Source organism: Saccharibacillus sacchari DSM 19268, assembly GCF_000585395.1.
Classification (GTDB): domain Bacteria; phylum Bacillota; class Bacilli; order Paenibacillales; family Paenibacillaceae; genus Saccharibacillus; species Saccharibacillus sacchari.
Genome location: NZ_KK073875.1, coordinates 4080128 through 4096020 on the forward strand (window position 1 = coordinate 4080128; position 15893 = coordinate 4096020).

General features: G+C 50.4%; 14 protein-coding genes. 8 read left to right on the top strand and 6 right to left on the bottom strand.

Features of this window, described 5'->3' with window-relative positions:
- Positions 1 to 127: 127 nt before the first annotated feature.
- The 3 genes from mutS to SACSAC_RS17670 form a co-directional block, all read right to left on the bottom strand.
- Complete coding sequence (gene mutS / locus SACSAC_RS17660; RefSeq protein ID WP_037288814.1) at positions 128 to 2950, bottom strand: DNA mismatch repair protein MutS; 2823 nt, start codon at positions 2948 to 2950, stop codon at positions 128 to 130.
- Between the two features lie 866 nt (positions 2951 to 3816).
- Positions 3817 to 4770, bottom strand: a complete 954-nt coding sequence (locus SACSAC_RS17665; protein ID WP_037288816.1) for an aromatic acid exporter family protein — start codon at positions 4768 to 4770, stop codon at positions 3817 to 3819.
- 153 nt (positions 4771 to 4923) lie between these two features.
- On the bottom strand, positions 4924 to 6447 hold the full coding sequence (locus SACSAC_RS17670) for a carboxypeptidase M32 (protein ID WP_037288819.1): 1524 nt from the start codon (positions 6445 to 6447) through the stop codon (positions 4924 to 4926).
- Positions 6448 to 6593: 146 nt separating this feature from the next.
- Between SACSAC_RS17670 and SACSAC_RS17675 the strand changes: the two genes are divergently transcribed.
- The 5 genes from SACSAC_RS17675 (at position 6594) to SACSAC_RS17695 (ending at position 9309) form a co-directional block, all read left to right on the top strand.
- Complete coding sequence (locus SACSAC_RS17675; protein WP_051507220.1) at positions 6594 to 6956, top strand: iron-sulfur cluster biosynthesis family protein; 363 nt, start codon at positions 6594 to 6596, stop codon at positions 6954 to 6956.
- Positions 6957 to 7059: 103 nt separating this feature from the next.
- Positions 7060 to 7641, top strand: coding sequence for a beta-class carbonic anhydrase (locus SACSAC_RS17680; RefSeq protein WP_037288822.1), 582 nt, complete (start codon positions 7060 to 7062; stop codon positions 7639 to 7641).
- A gap of 236 nt (positions 7642 to 7877) precedes the next feature.
- The gene (locus SACSAC_RS17685; protein WP_037288825.1) at positions 7878 to 8417 is read left to right on the top strand and encodes a PadR family transcriptional regulator; all 540 of its coding nucleotides are present in this window, start codon (positions 7878 to 7880) and stop codon (positions 8415 to 8417) included.
- A gap of 145 nt (positions 8418 to 8562) precedes the next feature.
- Positions 8563 to 9027: a hypothetical protein gene (locus tag SACSAC_RS17690; protein ID WP_037288828.1), complete on the top strand. Its 465-nt coding sequence runs from the start codon at positions 8563 to 8565 to the stop codon at positions 9025 to 9027.
- A 3-nt stretch (positions 9028 to 9030) separates the two neighbouring features.
- Complete coding sequence (locus SACSAC_RS17695; RefSeq protein ID WP_037288831.1) at positions 9031 to 9309, top strand: DUF2653 family protein; 279 nt, start codon at positions 9031 to 9033, stop codon at positions 9307 to 9309.
- Positions 9310 to 9588: 279 nt separating this feature from the next.
- Here the strand turns inward: SACSAC_RS17695 and SACSAC_RS17700 are convergent, their stop codons facing one another.
- The gene (locus tag SACSAC_RS17700; RefSeq protein WP_051507221.1) at positions 9589 to 10398 is read right to left on the bottom strand and encodes a VOC family protein; all 810 of its coding nucleotides are present in this window, start codon (positions 10396 to 10398) and stop codon (positions 9589 to 9591) included.
- 86 nt (positions 10399 to 10484) lie between these two features.
- Here SACSAC_RS17700 and SACSAC_RS17705 point away from each other — a divergent pair, with 86 nt between their 5' ends.
- The gene (locus SACSAC_RS17705) at positions 10485 to 10862 is read left to right on the top strand and encodes a MerR family transcriptional regulator (protein ID WP_037288835.1); all 378 of its coding nucleotides are present in this window, start codon (positions 10485 to 10487) and stop codon (positions 10860 to 10862) included.
- 87 nt (positions 10863 to 10949) lie between these two features.
- Entirely contained in the window at positions 10950 to 11795 is an 846-nt protein-coding gene (locus tag SACSAC_RS17710) for an oxidoreductase (protein WP_037288838.1), read from the top strand.
- 192 nt (positions 11796 to 11987) lie between these two features.
- On the opposite strand, the gene SACSAC_RS17715 is transcribed toward SACSAC_RS17710, so the two are convergent.
- Both SACSAC_RS17715 and SACSAC_RS17720 read right to left on the bottom strand, forming a co-directional pair.
- Complete coding sequence (locus SACSAC_RS17715; protein ID WP_156951031.1) at positions 11988 to 14075, bottom strand: glycosyl hydrolase 115 family protein; 2088 nt, start codon at positions 14073 to 14075, stop codon at positions 11988 to 11990.
- Positions 14072 to 14809, bottom strand: a complete 738-nt coding sequence (locus tag SACSAC_RS17720; RefSeq protein WP_037288841.1) for a rhamnogalacturonan acetylesterase — start codon at positions 14807 to 14809, stop codon at positions 14072 to 14074. Before SACSAC_RS17720 ends, SACSAC_RS17715 begins: the two co-directional genes overlap by 4 nt.
- A 200-nt stretch (positions 14810 to 15009) precedes the next feature.
- Between SACSAC_RS17720 and SACSAC_RS17725 the strand changes: the two genes are divergently transcribed.
- Complete coding sequence (locus SACSAC_RS17725; RefSeq protein ID WP_037288844.1) at positions 15010 to 15888, top strand: AraC family transcriptional regulator; 879 nt, start codon at positions 15010 to 15012, stop codon at positions 15886 to 15888.
- Positions 15889 to 15893 lie beyond the last annotated feature (5 nt).

Genomic DNA, 15893 nt, shown 5'->3' on the forward strand with positions numbered 1-15893 from the left:
GTGCTGAATCTAATACCTTGTCAACTCTCAATCATAGGATTATGTTCGCTGGAAACCTACACGCTTTAGGTGGGTTTCCGGCGGGCATAACCTTACTTTTAGTGTTGACAAGGTACTACTAACTTGCCTATAACCTCTGCGCTTCCAGCTTCAATTCGTTCAGAATTTGCATGGCTTGAAGCGGCGTCATGTTCATTACGTCCACATCGCGTACGCGCTGAAGCATTTTCTTGACTTTTGGATCTTCCTTAACCGGTGCCGCTTGAACTTCCTTGGAAGGACGCTCATCGTCTCCAAAAATGGATAATTGCACAACTTCGTCAGCATGAGCTGCCGCGGCATCCTTATGCTCGTGTAAGGTTGTACCCGGGGATTTCTGATGTACAGGAATTTCCTCAGATAACGCTTCTTCCCGAACAACTTCCGGTTGCTTGACCTCTTCTACCGTCTGCGACGTGTAAGATACGGTATCCTCCGCTTGAGGAAGAGCTTCCTCAGACATAGAAACGGATTTTTGGGCACCAGGAACACCTGTCGACTGGCTTACTGCCACCTCAGCCGCAGCCTGTTCGAAACCTTGCAACAACCCGTATGCCCGATCAATAATGCTGCCCGGCAATCCTGCCAGACGTGCACAGTAGATTCCGTAACTCGTGCTGGCTGCTCCTGCAACCAGTTTGCGCAAGAAGGTAACCTTATCGCCACTCTCGCGCACGGCCATGCAGTAATTTTTCAGTCTTGGCAAACTCTCCTCCAGATGAGCCAACTCATGGAAGTGGGTCGAAACCAACGCTTTACAACCGATCGACTCATGCACATGCTCGATGACCGCCTGCGCAATCGCCATTCCTTCGCTTGTCGATGTACCGCGGCCCAACTCGTCGATGATGATCAGACTATCTTTGGTCGCTTGTTGGGTCATTACTTGAATATCGGCCATTTCCACCATGAACGTACTTTGCCCGCCGACAAGGTCGTCCGCTGCGCCGATTCGGGTAAAGATGCGATCCAGTAACGGTACGCTAGCCCGATCCGCCGGAACGAAGCACCCGATCTGAGCCATGATGGAGATCAATGCGACTTGACGCATATACGTGCTTTTACCCGCCATGTTCGGTCCGGTAATAAGCATGATGTTAGCGCCTTGTTCCGCCAAATCAGTCGCATTGGCCACGAATGAGCCGCCTTCCATCACCGCTTCAACGACCGGATGGCGACCATTGTCTACGCTAAGATCGTAGCCGTCATGCAGCTGCGGTCGCACAAAAGATTTCTCCGCACTCGCTTCCGCGAATGCTTGATAAACATCCGTTTCCGCGACACGCTCCGCAAGCGCTTTGAGCCGCGGAATGCGCTCTGCCACCTGCTCACGCAATTCCAAGAACAATCCGTATTCCAAATCCGCCATCTTCTCTTCGGCTTCGAGAATCAACGATTCTTTTTCCTTCAACTCCGGCGTGATGTAACGCTCCGCGTTCGACATCGTTTGTTTTCGCTCATAGCGCCCTTCCGGCAGTTGAGCCAGATTGGCACGCGTAACTTCAATATAATAACCGAATACTTTGTTGTAACCGACCTTCAATGAACGGATACCCGTGATACGGCGCTCTTCGGCTTCCAACTCGGCAATCCAGCGTTTCCCGTTCACGCTCGCTTCGCGCAGTTGATCCAAATGCTCATGGTACCCTTTGCGAATCAAGCCGCCGTCTCGCACGGACACCGGAGGCTCATCTGTCACTGCCGCAGCGATCGCTTCTGCCAAATCCGCGCACTCGTCCATTCGCTGAGCCGTTGCCGCAAGCGTCTGCGAACCGGAATTCAAACATACGGATTTAAGCGCCGGAATCTGAATCAGCGAATCGCGCAGCGCAATCAGATCGCGTCCGTTGGCACTGCCGAAAGCCACACGCCCTACCAGCCGCTCCAGGTCGTAAATTTCACGCAATGCTTCTTGCACGTCACCGCGCAAAATGAGGTCGCGATGCAGATACTCCACGGCCTCTAAACGGTCTTCGATCGTGCTGCGTTGCAGCAGCGGCTTGTCGATCCAACGGCGCAGCGTGCGCGCGCCCATCGACGTTTTCGTACGATCCAGCAGCCAAAGCAGCGAACCCTTTTTCGAACGTTCGCGTACGGTTTCCGTCAATTCCAGATTGCGGCGCGTAAATGGATCAAGAATCATATAATGATTCGGCTCGTACACCGAAATTTTGGTCAGTTGTCCCAATGCTCTTTTTTGCGTTTCGGCTAAATAGGCAAACAGACGCGCCACGCAAATACGACGCTCTTCGTCCAATCTTGCCCAAGACGCTTCGCCGAACTGCTCGCGCGCGCCGTCTTCCTTCCCCTTTTCCCAAGGCGTGCAGACCAATCGGCGTTCCAACGGCGCGATCTGGCTTTCCAGCAGTTGCAGCAGCTGCGCATCGCCTATCGCTTCGACAGGTTGGTAAACACCGACTTCTCCCTTGAGCCATTCCTCGCTCTCCGGCGCGGATGTCACATGCAGATCGCCCGTTGAAAGGTCACAAGCGGCGATTGCCATCATTCCATGGGAACGGGTCACGCAGACCAGATAGTTATTGGACTTTTCCCCAAGCGCGCGGCTCTCCATCAATGTCCCCGGCGTCACGACGCGAACGATCTCGCGGCGCATCATCCCTTTGGAATCGCCCGGCGCCTCGACTTGCTCGCAGATCGCGACTTTGTATCCTTTTTCGATCAGACGCTGAACGTAACCTTCGGCCGCATGGTAAGGCACGCCGCACATCGGTGCTTTCTCTTCCAACCCCGCGTTGCGTCCGGTCAGCGTAATCTCCAATTCGCGCGAAGCGGTAATCGCATCGTCGAAAAATATCTCGTAAAAGTCCCCAAGACGGAAAAAGAGGATCGCGTCCTTCGCTTCTTCCTTGATCTTGACGTATTGTTGCATCATCGGCGTTAAAGTGGCCATGATTCCCCTCCATTTACCTGCTTCTTCTCTTTTTGATTATAGCAGACTTTTTCTAAAAAGCGCGATAATGCGAACGTATGTTCATATTTTATTCAAAAAAGGTTTTTTGATTAAGATCCTGTTCGTCGGAAAAGCTGGGCGCTGCGTGAGAAATTCTTTAGCGTATGCTTTCGATGTGCCTTTCGTTCGAAAGGCTTCAGGTCGCGTGTTGCCTTTGGGAAGCTGGATTTGAATTTTATAAGGAAGCTTACCAAATGCAAAGGCGAACTATAGCATAGGCTTCCGAAGTGCATTTCTTCGAAATGCTTTAGCTCCTACACTGAATTTCTCCCTCCGCTGGCTTCGCTTCCTCTAACAGACTTTCTTTTCAAAAGATAACTTTTTTCATCAGACGCTTGGTTATGATAGGCTTCAAGTGCTTAAAAATCAAATTTACGTTACATCACGCCTCTGCAATTCTATTTCGATTTTGTTCACGACGCATAGGTTTGTCGAATTAAACGATCTAATGAATTAACCTGTTCTTTCAAATAAAAAATGCCACAATCATTCACCGCTCCAGATCATTTCCGACTTTTACGCAGGAAATACAAGAACGATAAAAGACTGCAACACTTTTACTCATTTATTAAGAGATGACTTTAGAAGTTATGAACTTCAAACCCATTTTCCCATGCAATTCAAAGCAAGATTTCAAATCCTCTTTTCTTTCCTACACTACCCTGGCTAGGAGGGCGGAGGGGTGTTCGTGCAGGAGCGAAGCGTTCGCCTTTGAAATCGGGAAATCCCATATACAATCCAATTCCAATTTCCCGATTTCAACACGCGACCGAAACGAACTCCCCGCAGCCCTCCCCGCGCCCCCCTCACGTGATATGCGGAGCCTTATCCTTTTTCGACAACCCCAAATACCGATTCAACTCGCGGCACAATTGCAGGATCGCGGAGCGGACTTCGAATTCTTCGCGCGTTTCCGGGAGGCTCATTTCTTTGAATTGCTCTTCCAGTTCTTTCAGCATTTCTGCTGCATTGCCGGTATAGTGCTCGCTTTTGACGTCTTGTTCCAACCGATCGAACAGTTCTGCCGTCAGCTCGGCTTGGGAAATCTGCCGATAGACTTGCGACACGAGCTGGGCCATCGTTTGGATCGACTCCAGTTGCTGCTTGCGCATCACGAAATACACGCCCCAGAATTCATCGGACTTCAACACTTGATTTTCTCGCGAGCGTCTTGCCAGTTCGAGGCCTTCGGCTACTTTTTTATCCGCTTCGATCAGTTCTTTGCCGTTCCAGACATAATCGGGATTGCGAAGCGTCTTAGCGAACTGGGCAAAAATGCGCGAAAAGCATTCGTCCGCTTCGCTGCGGATTTTGGACAGCTTTTCTTCCGGGTTAGGCATGTAGATCAAGTTGACCAGCATCGCCGAGCCTAATCCGATGACCAACAGCTGCAGCTCTGTCCAGAGCACCGGCCACGTAATTTCTCCCGCGTTAAATACATGGAACACCACAACCGCATTGGTTACGATTCCGCCTTTGAACGTCGCCTTGACGATCACGGGGAACGCAATCAGGATATACAGCGGAATCACCCAATAATGAAAACCAAGCGTACCAAATAAAACACAAGCGACAATCAGACCGACGATCGAGGCGAAAAAGCGATCTACCACCGTTTTGACGCTTCGTTTGATCGTCGTATCCAGTCCCAAAATAGCCAGTAATCCCGCCGACGTGGCTGATGGAATACCGACAAAATGAGCAATCATGATCGAGGCAAAAGCCGCCAACGCCGTTTTGATGACGCGAAAACCAAACATGCGTGCCACCGAATCCTTTCTCCGTTTTTCAGAAATATTCTCTTCACTTTCAAAACTTCCATGTTCCTTACATTTCTCTTCGGAGACAAAAATCCCGCCGTCCTTTTCGGGAATCGGCAGGATTTGTTTGGATTTTCGAGCAAAGATCGCGTGTTACAGCTTCAGATTATACAGGCTTGTGTACTTCTGTTCCAGATAATCTGCCAAGTAATCCGGATTCAATTCCTCGCCGGTGACATCGAAAATGATTTCGGAAGGCTTTTTCGATTTGCCGAAGCGGTAGACTTTGTCCGTAAGCCATTCTTTGATCGGCAGCAGGTTGCCTTGTTCGATCAACTCGTCGAAGTTCGTCAGTTCTTTGCGCAGCGTGTGCATCATTTGCGCCGCATACATATTGCCGAGCGAATACGAAGCGAAGTAGCCGAACGCGCCGCCCGACCAGTGAACGTCTTGAAGCACGCCTTTGGAGTTATTGGGAGGCGTGATACCCAGGTAACTCTCGTATTTGGCATTCCAAACTTCAGGCAGCTTTTTCACATCGAGATCTTCATTGAAGAGCATTTTCTCGATCTCGTAACGGATGATGATATGCAGGTTATACGTCAATTCGTCGGCTTCGATACGAATCAACGAATTTTCCACGCGGTTAGCCGCGAAGTGGAATTTTTCAGGCGTAACGCCTGTGAGTTGATCCGGGAACTGCTTTTGCAATTCGCCGAAGTAGCGCTGCCAGAATGGCAAACTGCGGCCGATCATATTTTCCCAGAAACGCGATTGCGACTCATGAATGCCCATCGACGTGCCTTGAGCCAGCGGCGTTCCGGTAAGTTTCGGATCGACATTTTGCTCGTACAGCGCATGTCCGCCTTCGTGCAGCGAGCTGAACGCCGCGCTCAGCACGTCGTGCTCGTGATAATTCGTCGTGATCCGCACGTCGCCAGGATTCAAGCCTGTCGCGAACGGATGCACGGTCTCGTCCAAGCGTCCTGCGTCGAAGTCGTAACCCATTTCTTTTAAAATGAAATGACTGAACTCCTTTTGGCCTTCTTTCGGATACGTTTCGTCGAGGAACGGCAATTCCGCCACAATCTCCGAAGCCGCAATTGCCTCAGCCAGAGGCACCAGACGCTTTTTCAACCGATCGAATACGTCATCGAGGCGCTCAACGGTCATGTCGGGTTCATACATATCGAGCAGCGTATCGTAAGGCGTGTCTTTCGCTCCCCAATAGCCGATAAATTTGCGCAATATGCCCACGATCTCCGTCAGATAAGGCTCGAACGAATCGAAATCTCCGCTTTCCTTGGCGTCTTCCCATTTCGTTTCCGATTTGGAGGTCAGAATCGTATACGCTTTAAATTCACTTTCGGGAATTTTGCGATTTTGGTCGTAGCTTTTTTTGACCGCTTCCACCAGTCTGCGATCGATGTCGTCCAATTGCGACGCGTTCGCTTCCTGCGTAAACAGATTCAGGTATGTACCCATTTCGTTCGACGTTTCAAGTTTGAAAGCTTCTGTCGAAAGCAAGCCGATCGTCTCTGCGCGCGTTTCCGCGCCTTTGCGCGGGGCTCCCGTACGAAGATCCCAATACATCAGGCCTACCGCTTCATTGTAGCTTCCGATCTTGGCCACCAATTCGCGAAATCCGTTCCATTGTTCCTGTAGTTGTTGTTCCATTCGGAAAGTTCACCTCGTTTGTTTGATCGTTTCGCAAAAATGGTAAAAATTATTGTTTACCTCTTGATCATACGTTTTGAGAGGTCTATAATCAATATCAACAAAAGGTTTTGCAAAATATAATTTTGAAAAAGGAGTCCTGAATCATGTCGATCTCCCTTACTATGAACGTCTCCCCGGAAGCGCAAACCTTGCTGGCAAAAAAATTCGATGGTCAACCCGGCTATCTTCGCGTCGCTTACGACAACGAAGGCTGCGGATGCTCGCTTAGCGGCGCGATCGCTCTCTGGCTCGTGGACGAGCAAAAAGCATCGGATTTGAACATCGCTTCCGATAGCGGCATTTCGTTCATTATCGATAAAAATGACGCTGTCTATCTGGATCAAAACCTCTCAATCACGATCAGCGGTTTCGATAAATCGTCTGTGCGCCTTGCCAGCGACGGCCAATCTTACGGTTCCAGTATCCGAATCGAAGATCGCCGCGCGGCTTCAGAAGTTCGCGCCTGAACCGCTTTCGCCTAATTTCGGCAAAATTCGTGCTTGAAATTCCCCTATGGTGTTATGTAAAATTCGTGATAACGCTCCAGGGCGAAAAAAGGAGGAAGCAGCTTTGACTCAGATTACGGATATTTTGGACCATAATAAAGCGTTCGTCGAAAACAAGGAATACGAAACATTTATCAGCGGTAAGTTTCCTGAGAAAAAAGTCGTCGTGCTCACCTGTATGGACACTCGGCTGACCGAGCTGCTTCCGCGTGCCATGAACCTTCGCAACGGGGATGCCAAGATTTTGAAAACGGCGGGTGCTGTGATTTCTTCGCCATTCGGCAGTATTATGCGCAGTATTTTAGTTGCACTCTACGAGCTGCAAGCTGAAGAAGTGATCGTTGTCGGTCATCATGAATGCGGCATGGCTTCGCTGAATGCGGAACATATCATGGGCAAAATGCGCGAACGCGGGATCTCGGAGGAAGTGCTTGCAACCCTCGACCATTCCGGCGTGCAGCTTGGACAATGGTTCAAGGGCGTGGAAAACGAGACTCAAGGCGTGATGCACAGCGTCAATATGATTGCCAATCACCCGTTAATGCCTGCGGGCGTACCCGTGCACGGCATGTTGATCGATCCAAAAACGGGTGCGTTAGAAGTCATTTGCGACGGTTACGAACGTGACAGCGAAGTTGCGGAGTGACGAAAATTCTGCGTGATCAATCCGCTATGATGTGTTCGTAATGAATTATGAAAAAAGTTTAATATTACGGCGCGGTTCCTTTTCGGGACTGCGCTTTTTCGTTGTTGGCAGGCTATTTAGCCCTTTGCAGGCATCCGAGTTGGTTGCCCCGGCATCTTTTTATGTTGTACACTTTGGGAAGAGGTCGTGCACCGTCCGGCGGCGGGGCGCCCTGAATATGGAGAACGGGTGATTTCATGAATATACTTTCTTACGGCCTGCTTGCTCTGGTTTCACGCAAAGAGGCTTCAGGCTATGATTTGATGCTCAAGATCCAGCCATTCTGGCAAGCCAAGCACAGCCAGATTTATCCACTGCTCGGTAGCATGGAAGAAAAAGGACTGCTCAGTGCCACATGGATTCAGCAAGCAGACAAACCGGATAAAAAGCTGTATTCCATCACGCCCGAAGGCACATCGAAACTGCATGAGTGGCTGCTGGAAGAGACGGCGGCTCCGGTCATGCGCGACGAGTTCAACCTGAAATGCTTCTGTATCCACTTGGCAGAACCTTCCGAGGTTCGTCGCATGTTTGCGGATCGCCGCACTTATCATGTCGATCGCATCAAGTACTATAAGGATATCCAGGACAATATTCCAAAAGAACATCGTAACCCGGGCCATATCGGCTTTGAAGATTACATTTTGTTGCAAAAAGCGATTCTGCGCACCAAAGCCAGCGTAGATTGGATCGATTGGGTCGAGGAAGAGTACGGACAATGGACGGTCGAAGCCTAATCAGCCGCTTTATTTAAAACTTTTCTAAAATAATCATTAAAAATTGAAACGTTCTCGAAATTCCTCCGTATAAGGTCAGGGAAGGGCGAAGTTTAAACTTTGCCCATTATCTAAAGACCTTACTACAGGAGGAATTTCACTTATTATGAGTCGATCCAAAAAGTTCTTTTCCATCATGCTGTCTGTCTTGATCATCTTCGGTGCTTCGGCGATCGTGCCGGACCAAGCAGATGCGCGTCGCGGCGGTGGCGGTTTCAGCTCCGGCCCAAGGTCTTACCAAAGCACGCCGAACAAATCGCAAAATACCGACAGTGTCAATTCGGGCACGCGATCAAACTCCAATACGCAATCCAATAACAGCAGTTTGAACCGTAACAACACGAATAACCGTGGCGGCTTTGGCGGCGCCATGTTCCGCGGCATTTTGTTCGGCGGTATTGCCGGTCTTCTGTTCGGTAGCCTGTTCGCCAATATGGGAGCTTTCGGCGGAATCCTGGGGCTGTTGGTTAACGTTCTTGCTCTGTACATGTTGTTCGTTATCGTCCGCGCCGTTTACCGCAGCGTCAAAGAAAACCGTCGCCGTTCGCGCGAACGCGAAGGACGCTATTAAGCCATGCAGCTTACGATGGATGAAATTATCAATGCGGTCTGTCTGAATATCGCGGAACGCCGGGTGATTAAGCCTACGGAAGTTACGGTTGAGATGTTATGGGATGAGGATTTGGGGTACAGCGCGCATATTACGGTGCAAGGGCGCGACTGGTACATCAACGAAGGTTCGCTGATCGAAGCCATCACCCAATATCTGGACCGGGAATACGGAATTCGTGCTTTTCAAGATCAGATCAGATTGGATTTGACGGATGAAATTATCGCGCATATTGCGGTGTAGGCGTGTTTCCTCTTAAGCTCCTGTTCGTTGATCAGAGGCCGGGAGCTGCGGGAGAAATTGTCAGCCTATGCTTCCGAAGTGCATTTCTTCGAAATGCTTCACAATCCGCTGTTTCTCTCGGAAAATTTGATTTAAGTTTTTATTGGAATTTTCCGAGTTCAAAGGCGTATTTCACTGAATTTCTCCCTCCGCCTGGCGCTTCGCTCAGACTCAAACCTTTTTTAGAAACATTAAGCCTGGTCTTTCAGAGATCAGGCTTTTTTATGTAGAGAATATAGGTTATGCTTTTTCTTTGAGTAAAGGATTCACGATTTCTTTTTTGGATCGGCTCTGTATGTTCAGCGTCAAATTGGGTAAAGAAACGCGCATGTTTTCATGCTGCTTATTCTCCGTTGTCAAAGAAATTTCAATCCTATAATCATGGGCAGGAACGAATCGAATCCACTGACCGCTTTTTCCGGAAAGTTCGATTTCCAGAATTCCCTTTTGTTCGATCTGACGGCATTCTTCGAAAATGGTCTTGACCATTTCCATGTCGCGGGTGCTCCATTTTCCATAAATATCGACGGCAACCATTCCCGTGATGCCCGCGTCTTTGCTATTCGGCACCATATACTGCTCCATGAATGCTCGGCTTTTGTCATCGTTCATTTGTTGGAAGAAAAATTGGAACGGAACTCCTTCGAACGGTTTCACGTAAGCATTGCGCCAAGGCATCGTTCGGGTGAGCAGGTTGAAAAACCAGCGGAATGCCAGAGGTTGGGGTCGGCTGATTTCGATGCCTTTGCCTGATAAGCGTTCATATACGGCGTCCAGATCCGGCACGTCCAGAGCAAAACCCACGACTCCCCGGTGTCCTTCCAAATAACGTTTCGTCCAATCGGCTACCCAACCTCCGCCATCCGGTCGCTTGATGTGCACCATCTCCAGATACTCGCCGCCGATCCACAGATTGGATACTTTAAAACCTCGCGTGCCTTTTCCCCACTTCGGTTCGTACGGTAATCCGCTATCTCGAATCGCTTGAATTCGGGTCGGATCGCTTTGCACATCCGCGTCTACGTTGACTACAAGATGATCGATTTTCATTATAATTTCTCCTTTATCCCCTCTGGCTTCTGTTTAAAATCTTCGTCTCATGTTAAAGTGAGCTTTAACGAAACGAGGTGCAAATCATGTTTACGATCAAAGAAGTACAAGAAAAATTCGGCCTGCCGGCTTCGACATTGCGGTTTTACGAAAAAGAAGGCATCCTTCCGCCAATCGGACGGGATAGCGGCGGGCGTCGATTATATAGCGAACCGGAACTTGAATGGTTGCAGTTGGTCGTTGCGCTCCGCGATACCGGCATGACGATGGATCATATCAAAGATTACGTCGAATTGGTCAAACAAGGCGACGAAACGCTGCATCAACGTCGACAGATCCTGCTGGAGCACAAACAGGACGTCGAACGCAAAATGAACCAGACGCTTGAACACTTGGAGAAAATCAATCGAAAAATGGCGATATACGATCTGCTCGCGCACGGGAAAAGGGACTTTTTGATCTAATCTCAGATGAACTTGAAATTCTCGCTTGACTTAAACTTCACTTTAATTTGTATGCTGACGGTATACCTTTAGAAGGAGTGAATTCATTTGTCGCAGAAAAAAGTATGGTTCATTACCGGTTGTTCCACAGGATTCGGCCGGGAGTTGGCAAGCAAACTGATCGAGCAGCAATATCCCGTCGTGATTACCGCGCGCAATCCCGAATCGCTGTCGGAGCTTGCGCAGGGACGCGAAGACCAGGTACTTGCACTAAAACTGGACGTGACGGATACGCAGCAGATTCAAGATGCCGTGTCCGCGGCGCAACAAAAGTTCGGCCGCATCGACGTGCTGGTGAATAATGCCGGCATCGGCTACTTCGCTTCCGTCGAAGAAAGCCTGGAAGAAGAAACGCGCAACATGTTCGAAATCAATTTCTGGGGATTGATGCATGCGACGAATGCTGTACTCCCCGTGATGCGTGAACAAAAATCCGGCCATATTATCAACTTCTCTTCAATCGGCGGATTAACTTCGTTCCCTACGCTCGGTTACTATCATGCGACCAAATATGCGGTAGAAGGCATTTCCGAGAGTTTGGCGCAAGAAGTGGCGGAAAGCGGCATCCATGTCTCGATTATCGAACCAAGCAGTTTCCGTACCGATTGGGGCGGGCGCTCTTCGGTCAAAACGGAAACCCGGATTCCCGAATACGAAAACACGGTCGGACGCATGCTGAGCGGCATCGGTCAAAGCGCCGGCCAAGAACCGGGCGATCCGGCAAAAGCCGCCGAAGCGCTGATCCATATTGCCGAATTGGACGCGCCTCCTTTGCGCTTGCTGCTCGGCAACGGTGCTTATCAAGCCGCAACGCATAAGTTCACGAACCTGTTGAGTTCGATCGAGGAATGGAAAGAAACGACGATCGGCGCGGATTTCCCGCAGCAACCTTAACATCCCGCGCTGCTCGAAGCCATCGATTCAAACCTCTGATAAACGAGTTTGTCGACCCTATTCGAGATAAGTTCCGCGTAAAGATCTTATCAAAAAGAATTTCTATTTCGTTCTTCTTGATCCTTATTTTAACACGTACTATTAAAAACCGCCTTTCCGATTTGCGGAAAGGCGGTTTTCGGATTGTGCATCTTAATCTTGGGCATCGCTCAGCAGACGTTCCTTTAACCTCGCTGCCAAATCGTCGTCCGTCAGCGGTTCCCGGTGCGTATTCTCCAAATAAATATGCTTCTCCGTTTCCGGCATCAAATATTGCTTGTACCATAGGAAAAAGTCCGGGCTATCCCCGTGCATGCGCAGCACTTTTCGCAACGTATCGACATTTTGCACCGTGCTCGCGATATTGGTTAACCAATCGGCGCGATAAAAGTCGGCCCATTTTCCATGTTCGGCCGCGCGTAGCGCATCCATTCCCCGACGGTAATGCCACAGCGATTCCGAAGCCAACACGAACGCTTGCGGGTATTGCCCCAGTCGATGCGCGGCGTAAGAGCGGCACAGTTGATAAAAGCCTTCACTCCCCGACAAATGCAGCTCGCCGTGAAACCGCAAATGATCCTTGGCACGCTGACGATCATCGTCGCCCAGCTTCGCCAACGTCTCGTCGCATTGTTCAAGCCAACTTTTCCATTTGCCGATGGCAGGCGCAAGCCTTTCTTCGAATGCTTGGATCTGCTGCTCAAACGAGCCTGCACCGACCGCCCAGTCCAGACGGTGATCGCTCTCGGTTTCTTTTCCTTGCAGCCAATGACCGATGATCTGCCTCGCCGGATGATGGTAGTATTGCTCGCCCGCCAAATCGTCGGAATGCGGACCGTAAGGCAGAGTGGCCTCGGCGTAACTTCGATAAAGCCTGGCCAGCGCCTCATGCTCCGATGCGTAATAAGAGCGGACGAAGCTTTGCAAATGCTGCTTCGTATCAATTGCGCCTTCATTCCACAGCGTACTGACGATATCAAGCGGATATACATGGGGCCGAATATTTCCGCTGTTGAGGATGAGATAATCGGATGCTCCCACCGCAAATGCCCCCTCGAGCTCGCTTTTCAAAAAGTCGGCGCTTCCTGCGAACATCGTCAAATGGTTGGAAGCTTGCAGATCGTGGAACGTCACATGCACATATAATCCGTGACGACCCGAATCTTTGGCTGACGGAAGCGAAGGAACCCGAAGATTGATGTCGTCTCTGCGCCGCGATACCATTTTGCCGTACCCGTTATCCGCCCAGACCCTGATCGTGTTCTCGGGCAACGAGATCAACCCTTCTTGATACAACTCCGCAATCTCTCCGTATAAAGCCACGCAGCAGACCGGGTCTTCCACGTATTCGCGGATCATGTCGTATTGCTTTTGCATGACCTGACCGATCAGTTCGCCCCGCTTGAACGGCGTGTCGAAGCTCGGGTCGTCTTCCCAAAAAGGCTTATCGCCCTGTCCGCGGAACGATAATACCCAGACGACTTTTCGATGCCGCTGCTCTTCGATCGCTTGACGCCATAACTGTTCGTACCGTTCCGGCTCTCGCAGATAACTCATTTCCCGCCCGGGATAGGCTCTGGCGAACATTTCGGCTCCCAGCGGCTCGGCATGATGATGCGTCACCCACAATCCCATTTCCGACGCCAACTCATAATGAACGCCGTGGCGCGGCAAATCCGTTCCGGGAATGACCATATTGCCTCCCGAGCGCAGCAAGGCTTCGAACACCGGCTCCCACACTTCGCGCGTCGGCGGATACTCCGGTTTCCAGCCGATCAGACAGACTTCGTCATTCACGAACCAGCCGCGGTATCGGACTTTGCGAGGGGAAGACGCATAATGGACGCAAGGAATACTGATTTCGCTTCGACTTTTGATCTCCTGATCCATCCAATACCAGAAAGGCTGGATGCCCAGAAACATTCGACTGAACGCCAACACGCCGTACACGACGCCCAATTCGTCCCGTCCGACGATATGGAGTACGGATACCTCGTCGGAAACAAACCGAAATTCAAAAGCTTCGGGATGCGCGGGACAAGAATCATTTTCGCCGGCTAAACCGATACGGATCTGCGCTTGCCTCGGATCGGCCGCAAATTCCGGTTCGATTCCGAGCACGGCGGTCAGATCGCGTTTCAGCATTCGCAGTACGTGGGCAATCGCCGCAGAATGAGGTTCGACAGCGTAAATAAGCACTTTCCCGCTCAGATGCAACTCGCGCTTGAACGCATTGCTCATGGAGCAACTACCGGCGTGCTTTTTCCAGTATCCGCTTGCGATTGAACATCGGCGAAAAGCTCGGATAACGGCCGAACCTCCTGAATGCCGATCCCAGCCAACGCCTGTGCAGCCATTCGGGCTATTGCGACGGCACCTTCTTCATTGAGATGCGTGTCATCCATAATGCCTTCCGGATAATTCGGGTGCACGCCCGGTTCAAACTGGGTAAACCACTGCCGGGAACGTTGATGGCCCATCTCCTTGTAAGCCGAAGCGCTGCGTCCTGTCAGATCGATCAACGGCACGTCTTCCCGCAGTGCCAGCGCCTCCATCGCCCGAGGGTAGTCGCCGTGCGTTTGCGTCAGCAATCCGTCGGCGTCGAACCAGCGGCGGGAGATCGAAGTGAGCAGAATCGGCTTCGCCCCTTTCGCGCGCGCTCCGTCTATGTAGCGTTTCAGGTGCTCGCCATAACTCCCCCAAGGACTTGTATGGCGATCCGGATCGTCTTTTTCATCATTGTGTCCGAACTGGATCAGCAAGTAATCGCCTTCTCCCAGCTGCTGCAAGATGCGATCCAATCTGCCTTCATCGATAAAACTCTTACTGCTACGACCGCAGATCGCTTCATTCACGACATTCGCATTAGCTTGTAAAAAGAGTGGCAGCTTCTTCCCCCATCCCTGCATCGGTGCCCGATCTGTCGGATAATCGGCCATCGTTGAATCTCCTGCCAAATAAAACGTAACCACCATTTTAACCTCTCCCCTATTCGCAAATATACAGCTCTCAAAAAAAAGGCTAGCCCAATTTCTGCACGATTACTCCGCTTATAACGCTTACTTGACGAAGACCCCGCTTTTTTTGCTAAAATAGAACGATAAAATGAAAACGCATTATTTGGAATGAAGAAAATCCGTGCGAATAGTAGCGAAATCGTGAAAGGAGCTTTCTTATGAACCTGCAATCGATCCCTGATTTACTTCACTACGGTGACAGCGAAGATGAAATCCGGGCCGAATTCGATCGTCGCTGCGGACACTTTTCTATGATTCAGAATCATTACCATGTGAGCTATGAGCTGTATTATTTGTTTAGCGGAGAGCGAAATTACTTCGTGAAAGACAGCTCTTATCGGATTCATGCGGGAGACCTCATTCTGATCGATTCCAACGCCGTACATAAAAGTACCGACTCCGGTATTCCCGATCATGAACGAATCGTGCTCTATTTCTCGCCGAGCTACTTCGATCGCTTTTCAACGGATGAACGTGAGCTGTTACGCACTCCTTTTACCGTTGGTTGTCCATTGGTCTCATTAAATCTGCAAGAACGGTTGCGCGCCGAAGAGTTATTAATTTCCCTGTTAAATGAACTGAACGTGCGCCCTACCGGTTATCGCCTGCACGTTCAGCATATGGCGGGTGAGTTGCTGCTTCTCGTAGCACGCGCTTCGCGTAAACCAGGCGTATCCACCTTGCCGGAGCCTACGCCCGTTCAGCGAAAAGTATCGGAAGTGGTGCGGCATATCAACGGGAATTTCGCCGAACCGCTCGAGCTGGATGAACTGTCGCGTCGATTCTTTATCAGTCGAAGCCATTTGAGCCGAACGTTCAAGGAAGTAACAGGGTTTGGTTTTGCCGAATATGTGAATATCACCCGCGTAAGGGAAGCCCAACGAATGCTGCGGGAGACCAAGAATAGCGTGACGACGGTCTCGGAACAGGTCGGCTTTGAAAACTTCTCGCATTTCGGCAAAATGTTCAAACGATTATCCGGCGTCTCGCCGCGGGAGTATCGGAATTTGGATCGTTTGAATCGAGAGAACGCGTGAAAAAG